At 67.1% G+C, this 20,857-nt stretch carries 23 protein-coding genes; 9 read left to right on the top strand and 14 right to left on the bottom strand.

Going from position 1 to position 20,857, the window contains the following annotated elements; translation table 11 throughout:
- Window positions 1–14: 14 nt before the first annotated feature.
- The 3 genes from BLQ58_RS06450 (at window position 15) to BLQ58_RS06440 (ending at window position 2,937) form a co-directional block, all read left to right on the top strand.
- Complete coding sequence (locus tag BLQ58_RS06450) at window positions 15–950, top strand: glutathione S-transferase family protein (protein WP_029051610.1); 936 nt, start codon at window positions 15–17, stop codon at window positions 948–950.
- A 97-nt stretch (window positions 951–1,047) separates the two neighbouring features.
- Window positions 1,048–1,950: an SDR family oxidoreductase gene (locus BLQ58_RS06445; RefSeq protein ID WP_029051609.1), complete on the top strand. Its 903-nt coding sequence runs from the start codon at window positions 1,048–1,050 to the stop codon at window positions 1,948–1,950.
- A gap of 66 nt (window positions 1,951–2,016) precedes the next feature.
- Window positions 2,017–2,937 carry an alpha/beta fold hydrolase gene (locus tag BLQ58_RS06440; protein ID WP_092595706.1) on the top strand — a complete coding sequence of 307 codons (921 nt, stop codon included), beginning with the start codon at window positions 2,017–2,019 and terminating at the stop codon, window positions 2,935–2,937.
- Between the two features lie 62 nt (window positions 2,938–2,999).
- On the opposite strand, the gene BLQ58_RS06435 is transcribed toward BLQ58_RS06440, so the two are convergent.
- Window positions 3,000–3,521, bottom strand: coding sequence for an O-acetyl-ADP-ribose deacetylase (locus BLQ58_RS06435; protein ID WP_092595704.1), 522 nt, complete (start codon window positions 3,519–3,521; stop codon window positions 3,000–3,002).
- 284 nt (window positions 3,522–3,805) lie between these two features.
- On the opposite strand from BLQ58_RS06435, the gene BLQ58_RS06430 reads away from it, so the two are divergent.
- The 3 genes from BLQ58_RS06430 to BLQ58_RS06420 all read left to right on the top strand — a co-directional run bounded on the left by BLQ58_RS06430 (window position 3,806) and on the right by BLQ58_RS06420 (window position 6,406).
- A complete protein-coding gene (locus BLQ58_RS06430; RefSeq protein WP_254775829.1) occupies window positions 3,806–4,804 on the top strand; it encodes an alpha/beta hydrolase in 999 nt (332 codons plus the stop codon).
- Between the two features lie 118 nt (window positions 4,805–4,922).
- Window positions 4,923–5,906, top strand: coding sequence for a tripartite tricarboxylate transporter substrate binding protein (locus BLQ58_RS06425; RefSeq protein ID WP_092595700.1), 984 nt, complete (start codon window positions 4,923–4,925; stop codon window positions 5,904–5,906).
- Window positions 5,907–5,968: 62 nt separating this feature from the next.
- Entirely contained in the window at window positions 5,969–6,406 is a 438-nt protein-coding gene (locus BLQ58_RS06420; protein ID WP_092595698.1) for a YbgC/FadM family acyl-CoA thioesterase, read from the top strand.
- A 152-nt stretch (window positions 6,407–6,558) separates the two neighbouring features.
- Here the strand turns inward: BLQ58_RS06420 and denD are convergent, their stop codons facing one another.
- From denD to BLQ58_RS06385, 7 genes are all read right to left on the bottom strand, one after another.
- Window positions 6,559–7,530 (bottom strand): D-erythronate dehydrogenase, encoded by a 972-nt coding sequence (gene denD, locus BLQ58_RS06415; RefSeq protein WP_092595696.1) that lies wholly within the window; start codon window positions 7,528–7,530, stop codon window positions 6,559–6,561.
- A 31-nt stretch (window positions 7,531–7,561) separates the two neighbouring features.
- On the bottom strand, window positions 7,562–8,344 hold the full coding sequence (gene otnI, locus BLQ58_RS06410) for a 2-oxo-tetronate isomerase (protein WP_092595694.1): 783 nt from the start codon (window positions 8,342–8,344) through the stop codon (window positions 7,562–7,564).
- A 28-nt stretch (window positions 8,345–8,372) separates the two neighbouring features.
- On the bottom strand, window positions 8,373–9,731 hold the full coding sequence (locus BLQ58_RS06405) for an MFS transporter (RefSeq protein WP_092595692.1): 1,359 nt from the start codon (window positions 9,729–9,731) through the stop codon (window positions 8,373–8,375).
- Window positions 9,732–9,922: 191 nt separating this feature from the next.
- Window positions 9,923–10,576: a 3-oxo-tetronate 4-phosphate decarboxylase gene (locus tag BLQ58_RS06400; RefSeq protein ID WP_092595690.1), complete on the bottom strand. Its 654-nt coding sequence runs from the start codon at window positions 10,574–10,576 to the stop codon at window positions 9,923–9,925.
- A complete protein-coding gene (gene otnK / locus BLQ58_RS06395; RefSeq protein ID WP_092595688.1) occupies window positions 10,573–11,874 on the bottom strand; it encodes a 3-oxo-tetronate kinase in 1,302 nt (433 codons plus the stop codon). Before otnK ends, BLQ58_RS06400 begins: the two co-directional genes overlap by 4 nt.
- A 4-nt stretch (window positions 11,875–11,878) precedes the next feature.
- Window positions 11,879–12,778, bottom strand: coding sequence for an L-threonate dehydrogenase (ltnD, locus tag BLQ58_RS06390; protein ID WP_092595686.1), 900 nt, complete (start codon window positions 12,776–12,778; stop codon window positions 11,879–11,881).
- Window positions 12,779–12,799: 21 nt separating this feature from the next.
- Window positions 12,800–13,543 (bottom strand): FadR/GntR family transcriptional regulator, encoded by a 744-nt coding sequence (locus BLQ58_RS06385; RefSeq protein WP_092595684.1) that lies wholly within the window; start codon window positions 13,541–13,543, stop codon window positions 12,800–12,802.
- Between the two features lie 184 nt (window positions 13,544–13,727).
- Between BLQ58_RS06385 and BLQ58_RS06380 the strand changes: the two genes are divergently transcribed.
- Window positions 13,728–14,162 (top strand): GNAT family N-acetyltransferase, encoded by a 435-nt coding sequence (locus tag BLQ58_RS06380; protein WP_254775828.1) that lies wholly within the window; start codon window positions 13,728–13,730, stop codon window positions 14,160–14,162.
- A gap of 24 nt (window positions 14,163–14,186) precedes the next feature.
- On the opposite strand, the gene BLQ58_RS06375 is transcribed toward BLQ58_RS06380, so the two are convergent.
- The 3 genes from BLQ58_RS06375 to BLQ58_RS06365 all read right to left on the bottom strand — a co-directional run bounded on the left by BLQ58_RS06375 (window position 14,187) and on the right by BLQ58_RS06365 (window position 17,189).
- Window positions 14,187–15,341: a CaiB/BaiF CoA transferase family protein gene (locus tag BLQ58_RS06375; protein ID WP_092596437.1), complete on the bottom strand. Its 1,155-nt coding sequence runs from the start codon at window positions 15,339–15,341 to the stop codon at window positions 14,187–14,189.
- 35 nt (window positions 15,342–15,376) lie between these two features.
- Entirely contained in the window at window positions 15,377–16,363 is a 987-nt protein-coding gene (locus BLQ58_RS06370; RefSeq protein ID WP_092595683.1) for a Bug family tripartite tricarboxylate transporter substrate binding protein, read from the bottom strand.
- Between the two features lie 64 nt (window positions 16,364–16,427).
- Window positions 16,428–17,189: an enoyl-CoA hydratase/isomerase family protein gene (locus BLQ58_RS06365; RefSeq protein WP_092595681.1), complete on the bottom strand. Its 762-nt coding sequence runs from the start codon at window positions 17,187–17,189 to the stop codon at window positions 16,428–16,430.
- 78 nt (window positions 17,190–17,267) lie between these two features.
- Here BLQ58_RS06365 and BLQ58_RS06360 point away from each other — a divergent pair, with 78 nt between their 5' ends.
- Window positions 17,268–17,924: a GntR family transcriptional regulator gene (locus BLQ58_RS06360; protein WP_092595679.1), complete on the top strand. Its 657-nt coding sequence runs from the start codon at window positions 17,268–17,270 to the stop codon at window positions 17,922–17,924.
- A gap of 87 nt (window positions 17,925–18,011) precedes the next feature.
- Entirely contained in the window at window positions 18,012–18,482 is a 471-nt protein-coding gene (locus BLQ58_RS06355) for a DUF3597 domain-containing protein (RefSeq protein WP_092596434.1), read from the top strand.
- Between the two features lie 100 nt (window positions 18,483–18,582).
- On the opposite strand, the gene BLQ58_RS06350 is transcribed toward BLQ58_RS06355, so the two are convergent.
- From BLQ58_RS06350 to BLQ58_RS06340, 3 genes are read right to left on the bottom strand one after another with little or no spacing between them, the layout of a single operon-like run.
- Window positions 18,583–19,440, bottom strand: coding sequence for an NRDE family protein (locus BLQ58_RS06350; RefSeq protein WP_092595677.1), 858 nt, complete (start codon window positions 19,438–19,440; stop codon window positions 18,583–18,585).
- Between the two features lie 33 nt (window positions 19,441–19,473).
- Window positions 19,474–19,764: a DUF4936 family protein gene (locus BLQ58_RS06345; RefSeq protein WP_092595675.1), complete on the bottom strand. Its 291-nt coding sequence runs from the start codon at window positions 19,762–19,764 to the stop codon at window positions 19,474–19,476.
- Window positions 19,765–19,783: 19 nt separating this feature from the next.
- A complete protein-coding gene (locus BLQ58_RS06340) occupies window positions 19,784–20,794 on the bottom strand; it encodes a CAF17-like 4Fe-4S cluster assembly/insertion protein YgfZ (protein WP_092595673.1) in 1,011 nt (336 codons plus the stop codon).
- Window positions 20,795–20,857: the final 63 nt, after the last annotated feature.

Genomic DNA, 20,857 nt, shown 5'->3' with positions numbered 1-20,857 from the left:
CCTGAAAGGCCAAGATGCCCGACCTCATCCTTCACCAATACGCAACGTCGCCGTTTTCCGAGAAAGTCCGGCTCGTGCTGGGCGCCAAGGGCCTGTCCTGGTGCGCGGTGGAAATTCCGCCGATCATGCCCAAGCCCGATGTCACGGCGCTCACGGGCGGTTACCGCCGCACGCCGGTCATGCAGATCGGCGCCGATATCTATTGCGATACGGCGCTGATCTGCGCGGTGCTGGACCGCATGGCGCCCCATCCGCCGCTGTATCCAGTGGCGCAGGCCGCGCAGTCGCACATCATGGCTGCCTGGATCGACAGCGCGCTGTTTACGGCCGCCGTGACCTACGCGATGCAGCCGGCCGGCGTGCAGGCGATGCTGTCGCACCTGTCGCCGGGACAGATCCAGGCCTTCATGGCCGACCGCAAGGCCATGCGCGGCGACTCCAACGCGCTGCGCATGCCGTTGCCGGAGGCGGCGGCGATGCTGCACGAGACCTTCGCGCGGCTGCAGGAGCAGTTTTCCGCCGGCCAGCAGCATGTGGCCGGGCCGGAACTGTCGATCGCCGATTTCTCGCTGTTTCACTGTATCTGGTTTATCCGCCGGGCGCAGGCGCTGGCGGCATTGCTCGACGGGTATCCGCTGGTCAAGACGTGGTTTGCGCGCATGCAGGCGTACGGCCACGGCAAGCTGCGCGTGATTCCGTCCGAATCCGCCATTGCCGATGCCTACGATCACGACCCGCTGCCGCACGACACGACTATCCTGCCCGGCGCCGGCTTCGCGGCCGGTGACGCAGTCACCGTCACGCCCACCGACTACGCGAAGGACCCGGTGGCCGGCGTACTGCTGACGTTGACCGAACACGTGGTCACCATTCGCCGGCAGGACCCCCGTGCCGGCGCGGTCAACGTGCATTTCCCGCGTCAGGGCTATCACGTGCAGGCGGCGGGCTAGGGCGCCGGGCGGTGCAGCTTTTTCCCCCGCTCCCGCCTTTGGGAGAGGGGAGCAAAGACCATCAACAAAAGACGCATCCGAAAACGGAGGAGACACCATGAAGCAGTTCGAAGGCAAGGTCGCCGTCATTACCGGCGGCGCATCGGGATTCGGCAAGGAGTTCGCGCGGATTGGCGCCCAGTTGGGCATGAAGCTTGTGCTGGCCGATGTCCAGGAAGACGCGCTCGACGCCGCGGTGGCCGGGTTCAAGGCCCAGGGCGCCCAGGTGATCGGGCTGCGCACGGATGTATCGAAGGCCGAACAGGTTCAGGCGCTGGCCGATGCGGCCCTGACGGCCTTCGGCGAGGTCAATCTGGTTTTCAACAACGCGGGAGTCGGTGCGGGCGGCCTGCTGTGGGAAAACTCCGAGAAGGACTGGGAGTGGGTGCTCGGCGTCAACCTGTACGGGGTGATCCACGGCGTGCGCATCTTCACGCCGCTGATGCTGGAAGCCGCGAAGAAGGACCCGGGCTTCCAGGGTCACATCGTCAATACGGCGTCGATGGCCGGCCTGCTGAATCCCCCGGCGATGGGCGTCTACAACGTGTCCAAGCACGCGGTGGTGTCGCTGACCGAAACGCTCTACCAGGACCTGAGCCTGGTCACCGAACAGGTGCGTTGCTCGGTACTGTGCCCATACTTCGTGCCGACCGGCATCAGCCAGTCGCAGCGCAACCGGCCTGCCGGCCTGACCAACGACGCGCCGCCGACGCGCTCGCAGATGGTGTCGCAGGCGCTGTCGGACAAGGCGGTCAACTCGGGCAAGGTCACGGCGGCGGACGTCGCGCAGATGACGTTCGATGCCATCCGCGACGAGAGCTTCTATATTTATTCCCACCCGCAGGCCCTGGCCACGGTGCGGAACCGCATGGAGGACATCGTCAACCAGCGCAATCCTGGCGATCCGTTCGGCGACAAGCCCGAAGTCCGCGCCGGCCTGGTTGCCGCGCTGCGCGGCTGACCTGGCCGCTTTCTTGCATCGTCGATCGGGAGACGTGTGATGGCAGAAATGGCCAGGGAGACAACGATGACCGCACCCGCCGTGATTCATCATTTGCAGTTCGCCAACCTGCCCAACGGCACGCGACTGCATTACGGCAGCGCGGGCGAGCAGGGCAAGCCGCTGATTCTGTTCGTGCACGGCTTCCCGGAGTTCTGGTACGCGTGGGAGCGCCAACTGGCGGAATTCGGTCAGACCCATTTCGCGGTGGCGCCCGACCTGCGCGGCTTCAACCTGTCGAGCAAGCCGGCGTCGCCCGACGCGTACAAGCCGAAGCTGCTGGTCGAGGACCTGGTGCAGTTCATCCGGGTGCTGGGCTACGAGCGATGCACGATCGTGGCGCACGACTGGGGCGGGGCGGTTTGCTGGAATCTGGTGGCGCAGTTTCCGGATCTGGTCGAACACTTTGTCATTATCAACTCCCCCCATCCGTACCTGTTCGCCCGGGCGCTGTCGGCCGATCCGGCGCAGCAGCAGGCGTCCGCCTATATGAACTGGCTGCGCAAGCCCGGTTCGGAGCAGGCGCTGGCGGCCAACGACTTTGCCTTGCTGGAGAAGATGCTGACGGGCGAGGCGGGCGCCGTGCCGGCCTGGTTCACGGGCGAGACCCGCGCGAAGTATCACGCGGCATGGTCGGCGCCCGGCGACGAGGACTCGCACCCGCTGACCGGCGGCGTCAACTACTACCGGGCCACGCCGATGCACCCGCCGGCGCCTGGCGAGACCGCGCCGGACATCTCGCGGCTGGACCCCGCGATGTTCGTGATCCGGGTGCCGACCCTGGTGATCTGGGGCGAAAACGACCGCGCGCTGCCAAAGTCGCTGGTGGACGGGCTGGAAGACTTCGTGCCCGACCTGCGGCTGGAACGCATTCCCGAAGGCACGCACTGGGTCATCCACGAGCAGCCCGAGCGGATCAACCTGCTGATCCGCAGCGCGCTGCCGTAGTGGCACGGTGACAGTCAGGGAAAGCGCTGGCGGCTGGAACTGGAGCCGCCGGCGCGCTGCCCCTATTTGAGCCGCTCGCGATACAGCTTGAAGTTTTCGTCGTCGAAACACACAAAGGTCACCTGCTCGATCGACGGGGCGCGCCCCAGCGCCTCGCGCACCGCCGCAATGGCGATATCGACGGCCCGCTCGCGCGGGAAGCCATAGATGCCCGTGCTGATGTTCGGAAACGCGACCGTGCGCAGGTTATGTTCGCCCGCCAGCCGGATGCTGTTGCGATAGGCGCTGGCCAGCAGGGCATCTTCGTTCTGGCTGCCGCCTTTCCATACAGGCCCCACGGCGTGGATGACATAGGGGGCCGGCAGCAGCCCGCCCGTGGTGATCACCGCCTCGCCAGTCGGACACCCGCCCTGGGCATCCCGAATCGCCCGGCAAGCGGCCGCGATGGCCGGCCCGCCCGCGCCGTGAATGGCGCCATCCACGCCGCCTCCGCCCAGCAGTCCGCTATTGGCTGCATTGACGATGGCATCGACCTCCATTCTCGTGATGTCCCCATGCACAACCTGCAAGTGTTCGCCTGTCATGGTGTCTCCTGTCTGATAGGGGTGCCGTGCTGGCGTTGCACGCCCTACAAGCATAGGCGCGGAACGTGCGCCCGGCAGCATCGCGAGCATGGCCGGTGATCGCGCAAAAGGTGCTTCAGGCGTTGTCTTGAGGGTTATTTCGTAATGCTGCATGCCGGAAAGGCTGGCATGATACGGAAATCGAACGACCGTTCACAATTCGAATTGTTGTTGAGCCTGTGATCCTGTGTGCCCCCGGTCGGTATCGGTCTAACATGGCCGATTGTCCGATTTCGACTGTTCCTATGTCCGCTCAGCTTTCTCCGTCCGCTCCCGGCCTGCCTGCCCAGCCGCTCGACCCCCAGGTCGCGCAGCTGCTGGAACTGATTGCGCGAGCCAAGCGTCCGGCGATCCATACGATGGATCCGGCGGACGCCAAGATCGGCTACGAAAAGAGCGCGCCGATTCTGGATCTGTCGCCGGCGGCGGTACACAGCGTCGAGGATTTCGCGGTCACGGCCCGCGATGGGCATGCCATTCCGGTGCGGCTCTATGCGCCGCGCGAAGCCAGCTGGGCCGACCCGTTGCCGCTGCTGGTCTACTTCCACGGCGGCGGGTTCACGGTGGGCAGCATCCAGTCCCACGACTCGCTGTGCCGCGTGTTCTGCAATGGCGCCGACTGCCTGGTGCTGTCCGTGGACTACCGGCTGGGCCCGGCGTGGAAATTCCCGACCGCCGCCAACGACGCCTTCGACGTGCTGCATTGGGTCTTCGACGAAGCAGCCCGCCTCGGCGCCGACCCCGCCCGGATCGCCGTCGGCGGCGACAGCGCGGGCGGTACGCTGGCGGCGGCCTGCGCCGTCGAGGCGCGCGATACCGGCCTGAAGCCGGTGCTGCAGATGCTGATCTATCCGGGCACCAGCGCGCGCCAGGACACCCCGTCGCACCACGCGCTGGCCGATGGCTACCTGCTGACGGCCGACATGATCCAGTGGTTTTTCGGCCAGTATCTGGACCAGGATGCCAGCCGCGACGACTGGCGCTTTGCGCCGCTTGACGGTGGCGGGCAGGGGGCAGACGTCCGGAACGTATGCCCGGCGTGGATCGCCGTGGCCGGCTACGATCCGTTGCACGACGAAGGCGTGGCCTATGCCGCCAAGCTGCGCGGGGCGGGCGTGGCCGCCACGCTGGCCGACTACCCGACGATGATTCACGATTTCTTCAAGATGGGACGCTTTATCCATGCCGTGGCTGGCGCCCATGCCGACGCCATCGCCGCGCTGCGGGAGGCGTTTCGCACGTAGTAAAAATACGAATCTTGGCCTGACCTCTACCCATAACAACCGGGGCGGGCCTGCATCTGTTTCACGGTTTATCGAAGTCGCAACAGTGCATTTTTTGCAGCAGAAGGAGACAACACTCATGCAACGCCGCCACTTTATGGCCCAGGTGGGCCTGATCGCCGCTTCGGCCGCAGTTGGACTGGCCGCCATGCCGGCACACGCCCAGGCGGACAAATTCCCGAATCGCCCGATTCGCCTGATCATCGGCTACACGGCCGGCGGTTCCACCGACATTCCGTTCCGCGTGCTGGCGGAAAACGCCTCGAAGATCCTGGGCCAGCCCGTAATCGTCGAGAACAAGCCCGGCGCGGGCGGCGTGCTGCCCGCCCAGATGATGCAGTCCACGGCCCCGGACGGCTACACGCTGGCCCAGGTGGCCATGCCCGTGTACCGCCTGCCGTATACCACCAAGATCAACTGGGACCCGGTCAAGGATCTGAGCTACATCATCAACCTGGCTGGCTATTCGTTCGGCCTGGTGGTGCCCGCCGATTCGCCGATCAAGACGATGCAGGACTACATCGCGTACGCCAAGGCCAATCCGGGCAAGCTGACCTACGGTTCGCCGGGGTCGATGACCACGCTGCACCTGACCATGGAAGACCTGGCCATGCGCCAGGGCGTGCAGTTCTCGCACATCCCGTACAAGGGCAACTCGGAATCGATGCAGGCGCTGCTGGGCGGGCACGTGATGTCGGTGGCCGATACGCCGGCGTGGGCGCAGTACGTGGAATCGGGCAAGCTGCGCCTGCTGTCCACCTGGGGCGACAAGCGTTCGGCGCGCTTCCCGAACGTGCCCACGCTGAAGGAACTGGGCATGGGCATCGTGCAGACCTCGCCGTTTGGCCTGGTGGCGCCCAAGGGCACCGATCCGGCCATCGTCAAGAAGCTGCACGACGCGTTCAAGCAGGCCATGGAAATGCCGAACTACCGCGAATCGCTGGCCAAGTTCGACATGGAGCCGTACTACATGGGCTCCAGCCAGTACGCGGCGTTTGCGGCAGACACGGTCAAGCGCGAGCGCGCGATCATCGAGAAGCTCGGGCTGAACAAGCCGCAATAAGCCTGTCACCGGACGGGGCGTTCCACGGAGCGCCCCGTTTTTTCATTGGGAGCCTGTGCCAGATGGCCAAAGAGGATTTCCGCCACAGCATGCCGCTGCGGGTGCGCTGGGCCGAAGTCGATCCACAGTCGATCGTCTTCAACGCGCACTATCTGACCTACTGCGATATCTGCGTGACCGAATACTGGCGCGCGGTCGGTATCCGCTACCCCGAAGACGTGCTGCACGCGCATGGCGTGGACATCTTCGTGGTCAAGTCCACGCTCGAATACCACGCCTCGGCGCGTTTCGACGACATGCTGGATATTCGCGGCCGCATGGCGCGGCTGGGCCGGTCGAGCATGCTGTTCCGCGTGGAGATGTACCGCGGCGACGAGCACCTGATCACCGGCGAGATCGTCTACGTGTGCGCGGACCCGCAGACGCAGAAGTCCGCGCCGATTCCGGCGCAGGTGAGGGAGCAGATCGAGGCGTGGGAGGTAACGAGGCCCGCTGCGTGAAGCGTGGGGAGGGTTTGAGGCGCTCGCCCTCTCCGCCGCCCCTCTCCCGCAAGGCGGGAGAGGGCGCTCAACAGCGGTTGCCGTGCCCCTTGTTTTCTACCCTCTCCCGCTCTGCGGGAGAGGGCCAGCGCCTCAATAGCGATACGGCTAACTTAAAGCGGAATCCCTGCATCCTCCGCATACGCGCGGATCACGTCATCGAAGCTGGCATCGCTGACAAAGCCCAGTTCCAGCGCGCGGGAAGGGTCCCACGCGGCCGGCCAGGTGCCGACGATCTTCTCGATGCGCTCCTCGCGCTGCCAGGTTACGCGGTCGGCCACTGCATCGCCGGCCACGCGGCGCAGGGCGTCCACCATCTGCGCCGCCGTCACCGACAGGCCCGGCAGGTTCACCACGCGGCGGTTGCCGAAGCGCGCGCCGTCCAGTTCGATGCCATTGACCAGCGCCTGGATCGCGCCGCGCGGCGACAGCAGCCACAGCGCGGTATCCGGGTGTACCGGGCAGTTGGCCGCCACGCCCGCCAGCGGTTCGCGGATGATGCCGCTGGCAAACGACGACGCGGCGGCATTGGGCTTGCCCGGCCGCACGCTGATCGTCGGCAGGCGCAGCACGCGGCCATCGACAAAGCCCTTGCGGCTGTAGTCGGACAGCAGCAGTTCGCCGATGGCCTTCTGCGCGCCGTAAGAAGACTGCGGATTCAGCGCGGTATCGTCCTGCACCACGGCCGGCAGCTTGCCGCCATAGACGGCCACCGAACTGGTGAACACCACGCGCGGCACGTGGCCGATCTGGCGGCACGTTTCCAGCAGCGCCCGCGACGCGTCCAGGTTCACGCGCATGCCCAGGTCGAAATCAGCCTCGGCCTGCCCGCTGACCACGGCGGCCAGGTGGAAGATCGCGCCGGTGTCCCGGTCGATGGCCTGCGCCAGCACGGCCGGGTCGGACAGGTCGCCCGTCACCACGCGCACGCGTGCATCGTCGATCTGGGGCGCCACCACGTCGAGCAGCGTGAGCCTGTCGATCGCGACGGCGCGGCCGTCCAGGCTCAGCGTGCCGCGCTTGAGCAGCAGGCGGGCCAGTTGCAGGCCCAGGAATCCGGCACCGCCGGTAATCAGTACGTTCATGGTTGCAAGAATCCGGTGGGTTTGCGGAGGATCAACGCTTCAGATACGGCTTGAGCCAGCCCAGGCCCTCGGACGTGCCGGCGCGCGGGCGGTACTCGCAGCCGATCCAGCCCGTGTAGCCGAGCCGGTCGATCACGTCGAACAGGTACGGGTAGTTCAGTTCGCCAATGTCCGGCTCGTGCCGCTCGGGCACGCCGGCAATCTGGATATGGCCGATGCCGGCAAAATCGCGCTCCAGCTTCTTCGCGATGTCGCCTTCGACGATCTGGCAGTGGTAGCAGTCGAACTGCACCTTCAGGTTGGCGGCGCCCACCTGCTGGCAGATGGCCTGGGCGTCGTCCTGGCGGTTCAGGAAGTAGCCCGGCATGTCGCGCGTGTTGATCGGCTCGATCAGCACCGTGATGCCGTGCGCGGCGGCCGACGCGGCGGCGTAGGCCAGGTTTTCCAGGTAGACGGCGCGGCAGCGGGCGCGGTCGGCGCCGGCGGGCACGAGACCGGCCATCACGTGCACACGGTCGTTGCCGATCACGGCCGCGTATTCCAGCGCCTTCGCAAACGCGTTGCGGAACTCGGTCTCGCGCCCGGGCAGGGCGGCGATGCCGCGCTCGCCGGCGGCCCAGTCGCCCGGCGGCGCGTTGAACAGGGCCTGGGTCAGGCCGTGCGCGTCCAGTCGCTGGCGGATCTCGGCGGCCGGATGGTCGTACGGGAACAGGTACTCCACGGCCTGGAAGCCGTCCTTCGCCGCAGCGGCAAAGCGGTCCAGGAAGTCGTGTTCCGTGTACATCATCGAGAGGTTCGCGGCAAAGCGCGGCATGTCAGGTCTCCTTGAACTTCAGGTTCGATCAGCGGTTGACCAGCTTGGCCGGGGTCAGCCACACCAGCAGGGCGCCCACGACCAGGATGGCCGACAGCACATACATCGGCAATTGCGTGCTCTGCGTCAGGTCCTTGAGCGCGCCGACCATGTACGGCGACACAAAGCCTGCCAGGTTGCCCACCGAGTTGACCACGGCGATACCCGACGCGGCGGCAATGCCGCTCAGGAACGCGGTCGGCAGCGACCAGAACAGCGGCGCGCAGGTCAGCACGCCGGCGGCGGCCAGTGACAGCGCCGCAATGGCCACCGGGGTATTGTGGGTGAAGGACGCCGCAATCGCAAAGCCCGTGGCGCCCATCAGCGCCGGCACGATCAGGTGCCAGCGGCGTTCGCGGCGGGCGTCGGCGCTGTGGCCCAGGATATTCATGACGACGATCGCGCAGACGAACGGGATGGCGGACAGCAGGCCGATGTTGAGGTTGCCGGTCACGCCGCTGGCCTTGACCAGCGTCGGCATCCAGAACGTCAGCGCGTACTGGCCGGTCACGAAGCAGAAGTAGATGAGGCACATCCACCAGACGCGGCGGTCGCTGAACACGGCGCTCAGCGAATGCATGTCGCGCTGGCCATTGGCCGCGGCGGCGGCCAATGCGGCACGCTCGTCTTCCTCGATATTGCGCTTAAGCACGCGCTTTTCGTCATGGCTGAGCCACGGCGCCTTGTCGATGCCGTCGCGCAGCACGAAGATCGTCACGATGCCGATGGCAAACGCGGGCAGCGCCTCGATGAAGAACATCCATTGCCAGCCGGCCCAGCCGTGGGTGTCGTGGAACGCGTCCATGATCCAGCCCGACAGCGGGTTGCCGAACATGCCGGCCACGGGAATGCCCGACATGAACAGGGCGATCATCTTGGCGCGGCGGTGCGACGGATACCAGTACGTCAGGTACAGGATCACGCCCGGATAGAAGCCCGCCTCGGCCAGGCCCAGCAGGAAACGCATGACGTAGAACTGCGTGGGCGTCTGCACGAATACGAATGCGGCCGAGATGATGCCCCACGTGATCATGATCCGCGCAATCCAGATGCGCGCGCCGATGCGGTGCATCAGCAGGTTGCTGGGCACCTCGAACAGGAAGTAGCCGATAAAGAACAGGCCGGCGCCCAGGCCGAACACGGTCTCGGAGAATTGCAGGTCCTGCGCCATCTGCAGCTTGGCGAAGCCCACGTTGACGCGATCGAGATAGGCGATCACGTAGCACAGCATCAGGAACGGCATGATGCGCCAGAACACCTTGTTGTAGGCGCTCTTTTCGGTGGCGGCGTCGGCGTCCAGCCGGGCGTCGGCGGCAGGGGTCCCCACCGCTGGGTTGGATGCGGTCATTTGGTCAGTCTCCACGTGGATTGAAAATTCAGCCGGTTTGCTCCCTCTCCAGCAGGGCGGGAGAGGTTTGGGGAGAGGGCAGGGGCGTTTGTTATGTGGCGTCGCCTGGGGGATGCGCTGGCCCTCTCCCCCGGCCCCCCTCCCGCATGGCGGAAGAGGGGTGAAACAATCAGTTGGTCGGTATCACAGGTTCACCACTTTGCCTTGAACGTGTCGCGCAGTTCCGTCAGCGCGGCTTCATCGAGCGGGGCGGGCTTGTCACCGGGCATCATCCAGAGCCTGGCGGTTTCTTCCAGCTCTTCCAGCGCCCAGGCCGCGCGCGACACGCTGTCTTCCCACACCACCGGACCCAGCCGCGCCAGCAGCACGCCGCGTACCTCGCGGGCCAGCTGCGCCACGCGGGCGGCCACGGCGGGGTCGCCGGGGCGGTGGTACGGAATCAGCGGGATATGGCCCACCTTCATCACGTAGTACGGCGTGATCGGCGGCAGCACGTCGTCGGGCTGCCAGACGCCTGCCAGCGTCAGCGCCACCAGGTGGGTCGAATGGGTATGCACCACGCCGTGGGCGTTCGGGTTGTTGTCGTAGACGCAGCGGTGCAGCGTCAGCGTCTTCGACGGCTTGTCGCCCGATACCCAGGTGCCGTCGGCGGCCACCTTGGCCACCCTGGCCGGGTCGAGCGTGCCCAGGCAGGCATCGGTGGGCGTGATCAGCCAGCCGTCCTCCAGGCGGGCGCTGATGTTGCCGGCCGTGCCGACCGTGTAGCCGCGCTGGAACAGGCTGGCGCCGACGCGGCAGATCTCTTCGCGCAGCGCGCTTTCGTTATGGCTCGCGGTCTGGCTCATCGCGCGGCTCCCAGCGCCTGCAAGGCTTCGTCGAAGAAGTTCTCGCCGCCGAAGTTGCCCGATTTCAGGGCCAGCGCCAGCGGTTCGGCATCGAGCGTGACCGTGGCCGGCACGCCGGGCGCAATCTGACGGCCGATGCGCAGCGACTGCACGCCCAGCGCCTGCACCACCGCGCCCGACGTTTCGCCGCCCGCCACCACGAAGCGACGCGTGCCGCGCGCCTTGAGCGTGGCCGCAATGCACGCCAGCGCGTGCTCGACCAGTTCGCCCGCGCGCGCCACCCCCAGTTCGGCCTGCACGGCCTTGACCTGCTCCGGTTGTGCGGTGGCGTAGATCAGCACCGGCCCGTCGTGATCGCGGGCAAAGGCCAAAGCCTCGTCGGCCACGGCCTCGCCACGCGCCAGGCGCAGCGGATCGATCCGCAGGGCGGGGCGCTTCTGTGCGATCCAGTGAGCCACCTGGCCGTTCGTGGCGCGCGATGCACTGCCGGCCAGCACCACGCCGTGGCCATTGACGGCCGGCACTTCGGCGGCGTCGGTGCGCGCAGGCAGCAATCCGGCACGGCGGAAGTTCTCCGGCAGGCCCAGCGCGATGCCCGATCCGCCCGTGATCAGCGGCAGCGCCGCGCAGCCTTCGCCCAGCGTGAACAGGTCGGCGTCGGAGATCGCATCGGCAATCGCCAGCTTCACGCCCTCGGCGCGCAGGGCGTCGATGCGGGCGCGCACGGCGTCGGACCCCTTGGCCACGGTGTCGTAGCGCAGCAGGCCGGCCTTGGCCTGGCTCTGGCGCTGCAGTACGCGCACCAGATTGGCATCGGTCATCGGCGTGAGCGGATGGTGTTCCATGCCCGATTCGTTGAGCAGGGCATCGGCCACGAACAGGTGGCCACGGAAGATCGCGCGGCCGTTTTCGGGGAAGGCTGGGCAGGCGATCGTGAAATCGCTGCCCAGCGCGTCGAGCAGGGCCTCGGCCACCGGGCCGATATTGCCGGCGTCGGTAGAATCGAACGTCGAGCAATACTTGAACACGAACTGGCGGCAGCCCTGTTCGCGCAGCCAGGCCAGTGCGGCCAGCGATTGCGCTACGGCGTCGGCCGCGGCAATCGTGCGCGACTTCAGCGCGACGACGATGGCGTCGGCTTCCACGGCCGACGTGGGCACGCCAATCGTCTGTACGGTGCGCATGCCGTTGCGCACGAGCGTGTTGGCCAGGTCGGTGGCGCCGGTGAAGTCATCGGCGATGCAGCCCAGGAGCGGACTATTCGAGCCGTCGGGGCGGTTCTGGCGATCGGTCGTCATCGCCTTACTCCCCGGTCTTGCCGGCCGGCAGTTCGATGCCGGGGAAGATCTTGATGACGGCCGAATCGTCCTCGCCGCCGTGGCCGGCGGTGGATGCCATCATGAACATCTGGTGCGCGGCGGCCGACAGCGGCAGCGGGAATTTGCTGGTGCGCGCGGTGTCGAGCACCATCCCCAGATCCTTGACGAAGATATCGACGGCCGACAGCGGCGTGTAGTCGCCCGCCAGGATGTGTGGCACGCGGTTCTCAAACATCCACGAATTGCCGGCGCTGTGCGTGATCACGTCGTAGAGCGCATCCGGGTCCACGCCTTCGCGCAGGCCCAGGGCCATGGCTTCCGCCGCTGCGGCGATATGCACGCCAGCCAAGAGCTGGTTGATGATCTTGACCTTCGAGCCCGCGCCGTGGGCATCGCCCAGGCGATAGACCTTGCCGGCGATGGCGCCCAGCACGTCTTCGGCCAGCGCGTAGGCTTCGGCCGGTCCCGACGTCATCATGGTCATTTCGCCACTGGCTGCGCGGGCAGCGCCGCCCGAGACCGGTGCGTCGAGCAGCAGCAGGCCCTTTTCGGCCAGTCGCTTGCCCAGCGCCTCGGCAAAGCCGGGCGGCACGGTGGCGCTGGCGATCACGAGCTTGCCGGCGGCCATGGCGGGCACGGCCCCCTGCTCGCCGAACAGCACCGATTCGGTCTGCGCCGCGTTGACCACCAGCGTGATCACCACGTCGCAGCGTTCGCCCAGTTCGGCCGGGCTGCCGCAGGGCACGCCGCCGGCGTCGGCAAAGCGGCGCAGCACTTCTTCGCGCAGATCGAACGCATGGACGTTGAAGCCGGCGCGCAGCAGCGACTGCGCCACGCCATAGCCCATCGCGCCCAAGCCGATGACACCAATATTCCTGGACATGGAAATCTCCTGAAAGCGGAATTAATGCGACGGGCCTTGCGGCAGGTCGCCGGCGGCAGCATCGTCGTCGCCCAGTTGCGACAGGCGGCGCGCCGCGTTGTACATGTGGTTCTGCGCGGCATTGCGCGCGGCGTCGGGGTCGCCCGCGCGGATGGCGGCGACGATGGCCTGATGTTCCTCGCGCACCTGGCGCGAGAAGTCCTCGCGGCGCGCCTCGTTGGTACGGGTAACGCGCGTCGCGGTTTCCAGGTACTGGCTCAGGAATGCCAGCGTCTTGAGGAAGTAGGGATTGCCGGTAGCTTCGGCGATGGCACGGTGAAAGCCCACGTCGGCGTCCACGCCGTCGCCGCCGGCGGCCACCTCGGCATCGAGGCGGGCTAGCGCGGCATCGATGCCGGCCATGGCGGCGTCGGTGCGGCGGCGGGCGGCCTGCGCGGCCACCTCGGCTTCGATGGAACGTCGCAGTTCGACGATTTGCAGCACGGATTCGAGCGTGCCGACGTCGGTGTAGTCGATGCGCAGCGGCCGGATGCCGGCCTGTTCCGTGACGAATACGCCGCTGCCCTGGCGTGATTCCACCAGCCCCTCGTACTTCAGTCGCGCAATGGCCTCGCGGATCACGGTGCGGCTGACGCCGAATTCCTCGGACAGCACGGCTTCGGTGGGTAACTTGGCGCCACGCGGAAAGGTGCCGCCCTCGATCTTTTCGAGTAGCTGTTCGGCCACGCTGTCGGTCAACGCACGGGCGGGAATCTTCTGGAACATCGTCGTCACGTCATCGGGTAGTCAGGTCATCATACAAATTTAGCCAACGGATGGCAGAGGGGGTAATCCCTAGGATGGTGCGATGCGTGGCCGATAATCGAACGGGGCGGCGGCGTCACCTTGACCGCCGTCAGAGGGCGGTCGGCGTATGATTGCGCCTTTCCCAGACTTTCCCCTGAACATCATGTCCGTTTCCTCCTATTCCGTACTGGTCTGCGCCTGGGATGAAGCCCGCGAACGTGCGCGCGCCATCCGCTACAGCGTGTTTGTGGAGGAGCAGGGGGTGCCGGTGGAACTGGAGTGGGACGACATGGACGCCCCAAGCTGGCACGCGCTGGCGTTTGCCGCCGATGGCACGCCGGTGGCCACGGGCCGGCTGCTGCCGGACGGCCATATCGGCCGCATGGCCGTGCTCAAGGCGGCGCGCGGCACCGGCGTGGGCGCCAAGGTGCTGGACGCGCTGATGGCCAAGGCCGCCGAACTGGGTTATCCGGAGCTGATCCTCAACGCCCAGACCCACGCCGCGCCGTTCTATGCGCGCGTGGGCTTCGCGCAGGTGGGTGAGGAATTCGAGGAAGCCGGCATTCCGCACGTCGAGATGCGCAAGCGCATCGGCTGAGGTCTGCCGGTCTTCGCTTTTCGGCTACGCGCCGAACTCGTCGAGCAGCGCCTCGCGGTCCTCATCGAGCCGGGGGGCCGGCCGCACCGCGCCGGTCTGCCAGGCGTCGCCGATCTTGATCGGATTGCCTGCCACGCGCAGCAGCTTGTCGGCGCCGATGCCAACGTCGAGCAGCATCTGCCGGGCCTCGACGTGGGCGTTCTCCATGATCTGCGGCACCCCGTTCAATGGACCATGCGGCACGCCGGCGGCCTCCAGGACGGCTTCCCATTCGGCGGTCGGCGCGTCGCGCAGGCGCGACTCCAGGCACTGCTTCAGTTCCGCATGGTGTTCGTTGCGGGCCGGGACCGAAGCGAACCGTGGGTCGTCAGCCCAATCCGGCCGCCCCAGCGCACCGCAGAGCCGTTCGAACAAGGCGTCGTTGCCCACGGCAATCACGACAAAGCCGTCCTGCGTGGCGAACATGTCGAACGGCGTGATCGACGGGTGCCGCGTGCCCAGCGGCTTTGGCACGTTGCCGGTGGCCGAGAAGCGGGCGATGGGATTTTCCAGCAGCGCCACCTGGCAATCGAGCATCGAGATATCGACCCGTTCGCCCAGCCCGGTAGCGGTGCGCCGCAGCAGCGCAGCCTGAATACCGATGGTGGCATACAGGCCCGCGCCGATATCGCCAATCGACACCCCGACACGCGCCGGATTGCCGCCGGGCTCGCCGGTCACGCTCATCAGCCCGCCCATGGCCTGCACCACCATGTCGTAGGCAGGCCGGTTGCGGTAGGGGCCGGTCTGGCCGAAGCCCGAGATCGACGCATACACCAGGCGAGGATAGCGGGCGCGCAGCATTTCCCATGTGTAGCCCAGCTTGTCCATCACGCCGGCCCGGAAGTTCTCTACCAGCACGTCGGCACCTTCCAGCATCCTTTCCAGCACCGCGCGGTCCGACGCGGCCTTGAGGTCCAGCGCGATCGACGACTTGTTGCGGTTCACCGACGCAAAATAGGCCGACTCGCCGTCGACGAACGGCCCCACCTGGCGCGAATCGTCGCCCCGGTCGGGATTCTCGATCTTGATGACGCGGGCGCCCAGGTCGGCCAGCATCATCGTGCAGTACGGGCCGGCCAGCACGCGCGTGAGATCGACCACCGTGATGCCCTGCAGGGGGCCGTTTGGCGTTGTCATGCTTGACTCCTTCATGTTCGATGCGCGGGCCGGCATCAGTCGATCTTCGCGCCGCTGGACTGCGCCAGGTCCACGCCGATCTTCCCTTCGCGGGCCGCGAAATCCCGGAATTCGGCCACCGATGCCGACACGGACACCTCGTCGCCCTGCGCCAGGAACCGCTTGCGCAGTTCGGGGTCGGCCATGACCTTGGCGGTGGCTGCAAACAGCTTGTCGATGATCTCGGGCGGCGTTTTCGCGGGGGCGAACAGCCCGTACCAGGCCGACAGGTCGTAGCCCTTGACCCCGCTTTCGGCGATGGTCGGCAGCTGCGGGTTGGCGTTCGAGCGGTGGGCCGAGGTGACGGCGATGGGCACCACCTTGTGGGTGTCGATCATCGGCTTGACCGATGGCGCGGTACCGAACGTCACCTGCACGTCGCCGGCGGCCACGGCCTGCGCCGACGGCGCGCCGCCCTTGTACGGCACGTGCGTCATGCGCACGCCGGCCAGCTTGGTGAAGTAGACGCCGGCCAGGTGCGTGATCACGCCATTGCCCGACGACGAATAGTTGATGGCGCCCGGGTGCGCCTTGGCCTGGGCGATCAGGTCCTGCACGTTCCGGATGCCGCTGTCCTTGTTGACGGCCAGGATCAGCGGTGCGGCCGACAGTTTCGTGATCGGCGCGAAGTCGGACGGTTCGTAGCGGACGTTCTTGTAGAGCACCTTGTCGCCGCCCATCAGGCTGGCCGTGGCGATGTAGAGCGTGTAGCCATCGGGCGCCGACTTGGCGACGTACTCGGCGGCAATCGTGGTGCCGGCGCCGGGCCGGTTGTCCACCACCACCGGCTGTCCAAGCTCGCGGCTCAGCGCATCGCCATAGAGCCGCGCCGTGTTGTCCGCGCCGCCGCCGGCCGGAAATCCGATCACGAGCCGGATCGGCTTGTTGGGGTAGGGCGTCTGCGCCGGGGCGGCAACGGGCAGCGCCGCGAACAGCGTGCCGAAGATGGCCAGCGCGGCGCGATGGGTCAGGGTGGTCGTCATGATGATGTCTCCTCCGTAGCTGTTTCGCCACTTGAGTGAATGGACGCGGCTGTGCCTGGCGTGGCTATCGGCCGCGGAACGCAGGGGTTCGTTTCTCCTTCCATGCCGCCGCGCCCTCGCGCAGGTCTTCCGAGGTTTCGGAGCGGTGTATGTCGCGTTGCAGCGCGTCGGCGTCGAGCCGGCCGCAGGCGATGTCGTTGAGGTGGCGCTTCATGCCGACCAGTGCGATCGGCGCCATGCCGGCCAGTTGGGTGCTCAATGCCGCCACGCGCGCGGCCAGCGCATCGGCGGTCACCATTTCGGTCAGGAAGCCGATGCGCAGCATCTCGTCGGCCTCGATGCGGTCGGCGGTCAGGAACAGCCGCTTGGCGGCGTTCAGGCCCAGGCGGGAGACATAGCGTTCCATGCCGCCGCGATAGAAATGCAGGCCCAGCCGGGCGGCCGGCATGAACATGTCGCATCCCGGCACGCCGATCCGGAAATCGCACGCCAGGCACAGGTCTGTCGCGCCGCCATAGACGCCCCCCTGGATGGCGGCAATCGTGACGGGCCGCGCGGCCTCGATGGCATCGATCACGTCGCCGAAACTGGCCGCGCCTTCGTCGGGCTTGCCGCCCAGCGATCCGATGTCGTAGCCGCTGCAGAAGTACTTGCCCTCGGCAGCGAAGCACAGCACCAGCAGGTCGGGCATGGCATTGACGGCGGCAACGTGGTCGCGCAGGGCAATCAGGTCGGCCGGGCTGAGCCGGTTGGCCACTTTGGGCCGGCGCAGCGTGATGGTGGCCACGCGGCCTTCGATGGCCAGGGAGGGTGAGGTATCATCCATCTCGTTATATCTCATAGCCGATTTGATATATCAAAAGAGGCTACAGATATTTTTATACGGAAGGTAGAGGGTAAACCCATGCAATCGCTACAAGATCGCATCCGCGAAAGCGTGATCGCCGCCATCCAGGATGGAGATCTGCGGCCCGGCGCGCAGATTGACGAGAAGATGCTGGCCGAGCAGTTCGACAGTTCGCGCACGCCGGTGCGCGAGGCGCTGCTGATGCTGGCCGCCCAGGGGCTGGTGTCGATCGCGCCGCGTGCCGGCATGTTCGTGCACAAGCCGAGCGCGGCAGAACTGGTGGCGATGTTCGAGACGCTGGCCGAGATGGAAGGGGTGGTGGCCCGCCTGGCCACGCGGCGTATTTCGGCCGAAGGGCGCCGTGCGCTGGTCGATTCGCACGAGGCCGCCGGCGTCCCGGCGCGCCAACGCGATGCGCTGGCATACGCCGAAGCAAACCGCGTCTTCCACGAGGTGCTGTACCAGGCGGCGGCCAATCCGTTTCTGTCGGAGCAGATCGTTCAGTTGCGGCGCCGCCTGGCGATCTACTGGCAGCGCAAGGACCTGATCAACGAGGCGCGCGTGGCGACGTCGTACCGCGAGCACGGCCACGTGGTCGAGGCCATTCTGAGCGGCCAGGCCGATGCCGCCGCCGAGGCCATGCGCACGCATATCTCGGCGGGCGGCAAGGCGCTGGCGGATCTGGTGCTGCTGGCCGACGCGGCGTCGGCATAGCGTTCGAGGAGGATCCGCCCGCACGTGGCGAAGGAGGAACGGATTTTGCGGGATGGCGTGGCCGTCTACCTGAATCCGGAGGCCATCATGAGCATCTTCAAGGACATCCTCAACAAGCTCCTGCACCGCAGCCAGTCTGGCGGGTCCGCAACCGCCAGCGCCACGCCTGGCACGACGCCGAGCGCCACCACCGGCACCACGGCGCAATCGGCCAGCCCGAACGCCCCGTCGCCGGGCGCGGTTCCCCCGGCTGGCAGCGCGCCCGCGCCGTCCGCTGCACAGGCGCAGCCATCGTTGTCACAGGTCGATGTGGAAGCGGTCATGGACAAGGCGGCCAGCGAGGCTGGGCAACCGCTCAACTGGCGCACATCGATCGTCGATACGCTGAAGGCGCTCGGCATCGACAGCAGCCTCGAACATCGCAAGGCGCTGGCCAAGGAGCTGAACTACACCGGGGACATGAATGATTCCGCGTCGATGAACATGTGGCTGCACAAGCGCGTCATGCAGGAACTGGCCGCCAATGGCGGCAAGCTGCCCAAGGACCTGACCGACTGACCGATGGATGGACGCGCGGTTCTGCTTCCGCCGTGAAAGTTTGCACGCCAGCTTTGCAAACCGCGGTGCGATCCCGGGCCAGGGCGGCCCGGCGGCATGATTACCGGGGTGCCGGAACCGTCCCGGTATCGCGCGCCACCTTCAGGCGGCCCTGATACGACACCTCGCCGGTCTTGCCATCGGCGTCGAAGCTGCGCTCGACAAAATCGAAGCGGCCGTCGTGCCGCACGCGCAGCACGGTGCTGGCGCGCGTGCCGTAGCTGGGCGAACGGATAAACGCCGACGACAGCAGCTTTTCCCATTCGGGCGCCACGCCGGTGCTTGGCAGTTCCCAGTCGGGCGCCTGCTTTTCATCGGCCAGCAGCTGCAGGTAGGGCTCGGGGTCCGATCCAAACTGTCCACGGTCGGCGGCCAGTACCTCGCACATGGCTCCCACGCGGCTGCGCACCTTGGGCCAGGGCGTATCGAGCAGGGCGTTGGACAGGCCATACAGCCCGGGCTTGAGCTTCTGCGGCTGGCGCGACTTGGACCGGTTGCTGTACCACCAGAGATCGTGCAGGTCGCTGGCCAGCAGGTTGAAGCCGTTGTACGCGCCGGGCGCGCGGGCCAGGTCGTGCAGATACTCGTCGGCCGTCTGGTTGCCGCGCAGGAAGTGCGACACCAGTTCGCCGCGCGACCGGGCGTCGGTACGTTTTTCGGAAGGGGCGCGGTAGTTGGTCAGCGCCGCAAAGCGGGCGCGTGAATCATCGGGCCATTCTGGCGATTCGGCGTTGGCGACGCCCATCCACGTACCGGCATCGCCAATCACCTCCGCCAGATCACGGCCACCCAGCACTTCGTGGGCGTCCTGCCACCAGTGCGCGGCCGCCGCGGGGCGGGCATAGAATTCGTCGCGGTTGCCAGCTACCACCAGGGCATAGTCCGGGTGCGATTGCCAGGCCACCAGTATCAGACACATGGGGGCTTCCTTTCTACGGCTTCTCTCGCGCGGTCAGAGCACGTCCAGATCGATGAACCGCTCGGTCATCCGATCGCCGCTGATCCACTGCGCCAGCCCGCTCTGGCGCCACAGCCCGTCGAGCGTGGCGTCGAACGCGGGCGGCACATCGGCGTAACTCTCCATCCACGTCTGCAGGCCCGCTCGGGTCTCGGGCCTGCGCATCAGCGTACCACCAATTCCGGTCGCCTCGGCGACCGTTTCCATCCAGCGGTGCCAGTGCGGCAGCGCGTCGGCCGCGTGCGCATCGGGTATCTTGAAGTAGACGTAGAGATGATCGCTCATGGCGGCGTTCCCGGGGCGTTCAGCTGGCCGATTCGGCCTCGTTCGGCAGCGGTACTTCGTACGGCAGCGCACGCGTGGCCAGTGCCGGTCCGTTGGCGGCGCCCAGGTGCAGCGCACCGGCGGCGGCATCGATTTTCAGTTCGGCCAGGCCGTCCCAGCCGCCCAGCGGCGACGCGGCGGCGTTGACGACCATGCCGCACGGCTGCTCGGGGTCTTCCGGACGGAAGATCTCGGCGGCCGCCGCCGGCACGGCGCCTTCGCCCTGCACGCGCCACATGCGCCGCTTGAGCGTACCGCGATACTGGCTGCGCGCCACCACTTCCTGGCCGGGATAGCAGCCCTTGCGGAAATTGACGCCGCCCACCAGTTCGAAGTTGATCATCTGCGGCACGAACTGCTCTTGCGTGGGGGCGGTGATGCGCGGGATGCCTGCGCCGACGTCGAGCCAGTCCCAGAATGCCGGGTCGGCGGCCGCCAGCGTGGCACCCAGTACCTGCTGCAGTGCATCGGCGCGGTCGGCGGCAGCCACGATCTGCCAGCGCGCCTCGCCTTCGGCATCGGCCAGCCGGATCACCGTGACGCCATCGGCGTGGGCCACGGCCAGCGGGCCCTGCGGCGCGGGCAGCCCGGCCTGGCGCAGCGCGGCCTCGGCGCCTGCGCCGGCCACGCCCAGCACGCGATGCGTGGCGGACAGGTCAGATAGCTTGGCCTTGGCGCGCAGCACGAACATGGTCAGGCGCTTCTGGATGGCGGGCTGAATGTCCGCCGACAGCTGCAGCACGATGCCTTCGGCATCGCGCCACATCAGGAAGCTGGCCATCAGGCGCCCCTTGGGCGAGCAGTAGCCGGCCAGCCGCGCCGCATCGGCGGGCAGGTCTTCCACGGCATTGGTCAGCTGGGTGTGCAGGAAGGTGGCGGCGTCGTCGCCGGCCACGCGGATCAGGCCCAGGCCGGCGGGCGCGGTCACGATACCGGCGGCGGGCAGGGCGGCGAAGCTGTCGGCGAGGGGCGGGAAGTCAGTGGCGGACATGCGGACGGTCCTGAAAATCGTATGAATGGGTAAATTGGAGGCGCAAGTGCGGAACACAATGTA

Source organism: Ralstonia sp. 25mfcol4.1 (assembly GCF_900104095.1).
GTDB lineage: Bacteria > Pseudomonadota > Gammaproteobacteria > Burkholderiales > Burkholderiaceae > Cupriavidus.
Note: the sequence above shows the minus strand (reverse complement) of the source record. Positions and strands in the feature narration are given on the sequence as shown.

Coding starts and splice junctions, on each gene's coding strand:
- BLQ58_RS06380 (WP_254775828.1), top strand. CDS start 13,728: ATGTCCGTTTCCTCCTATTCCGTACTGGTCTGCGCCTGGGATGAAGCC.
- BLQ58_RS06435 (WP_092595704.1), bottom strand. CDS start 3,521: ATGACAGGCGAACACTTGCAGGTTGTGCATGGGGACATCACGAGAATG.
- otnK (WP_092595688.1), bottom strand. CDS start 11,874: ATGACGACCGATCGCCAGAACCGCCCCGACGGCTCGAATAGTCCGCTC.
- BLQ58_RS06350 (WP_092595677.1), bottom strand. CDS start 19,440: ATGTGTCTGATACTGGTGGCCTGGCAATCGCACCCGGACTATGCCCTG.
- BLQ58_RS06355 (WP_092596434.1), top strand. CDS start 18,012: ATGAGCATCTTCAAGGACATCCTCAACAAGCTCCTGCACCGCAGCCAG.
- BLQ58_RS06360 (WP_092595679.1), top strand. CDS start 17,268: ATGCAATCGCTACAAGATCGCATCCGCGAAAGCGTGATCGCCGCCATC.
- BLQ58_RS06340 (WP_092595673.1), bottom strand. CDS start 20,794: ATGTCCGCCACTGACTTCCCGCCCCTCGCCGACAGCTTCGCCGCCCTG.
- BLQ58_RS06365 (WP_092595681.1), bottom strand. CDS start 17,189: ATGGATGATACCTCACCCTCCCTGGCCATCGAAGGCCGCGTGGCCACC.
- BLQ58_RS06375 (WP_092596437.1), bottom strand. CDS start 15,341: ATGACAACGCCAAACGGCCCCCTGCAGGGCATCACGGTGGTCGATCTC.
- ltnD (WP_092595686.1), bottom strand. CDS start 12,778: ATGTCCAGGAATATTGGTGTCATCGGCTTGGGCGCGATGGGCTATGGC.
- BLQ58_RS06385 (WP_092595684.1), bottom strand. CDS start 13,543: ATGTTCCAGAAGATTCCCGCCCGTGCGTTGACCGACAGCGTGGCCGAA.
- BLQ58_RS06445 (WP_029051609.1), top strand. CDS start 1,048: ATGAAGCAGTTCGAAGGCAAGGTCGCCGTCATTACCGGCGGCGCATCG.
- BLQ58_RS06430 (WP_254775829.1), top strand. CDS start 3,806: ATGTCCGCTCAGCTTTCTCCGTCCGCTCCCGGCCTGCCTGCCCAGCCG.
- BLQ58_RS06370 (WP_092595683.1), bottom strand. CDS start 16,363: ATGACGACCACCCTGACCCATCGCGCCGCGCTGGCCATCTTCGGCACG.
- BLQ58_RS06450 (WP_029051610.1), top strand. CDS start 15: ATGCCCGACCTCATCCTTCACCAATACGCAACGTCGCCGTTTTCCGAG.
- BLQ58_RS06440 (WP_092595706.1), top strand. CDS start 2,017: ATGACCGCACCCGCCGTGATTCATCATTTGCAGTTCGCCAACCTGCCC.
- denD (WP_092595696.1), bottom strand. CDS start 7,530: ATGAACGTACTGATTACCGGCGGTGCCGGATTCCTGGGCCTGCAACTG.
- BLQ58_RS06420 (WP_092595698.1), top strand. CDS start 5,969: ATGGCCAAAGAGGATTTCCGCCACAGCATGCCGCTGCGGGTGCGCTGG.
- otnI (WP_092595694.1), bottom strand. CDS start 8,344: ATGCCGCGCTTTGCCGCGAACCTCTCGATGATGTACACGGAACACGAC.
- BLQ58_RS06345 (WP_092595675.1), bottom strand. CDS start 19,764: ATGAGCGATCATCTCTACGTCTACTTCAAGATACCCGATGCGCACGCG.
- BLQ58_RS06405 (WP_092595692.1), bottom strand. CDS start 9,731: ATGACCGCATCCAACCCAGCGGTGGGGACCCCTGCCGCCGACGCCCGG.
- BLQ58_RS06400 (WP_092595690.1), bottom strand. CDS start 10,576: ATGAGCCAGACCGCGAGCCATAACGAAAGCGCGCTGCGCGAAGAGATC.
- BLQ58_RS06425 (WP_092595700.1), top strand. CDS start 4,923: ATGCAACGCCGCCACTTTATGGCCCAGGTGGGCCTGATCGCCGCTTCG.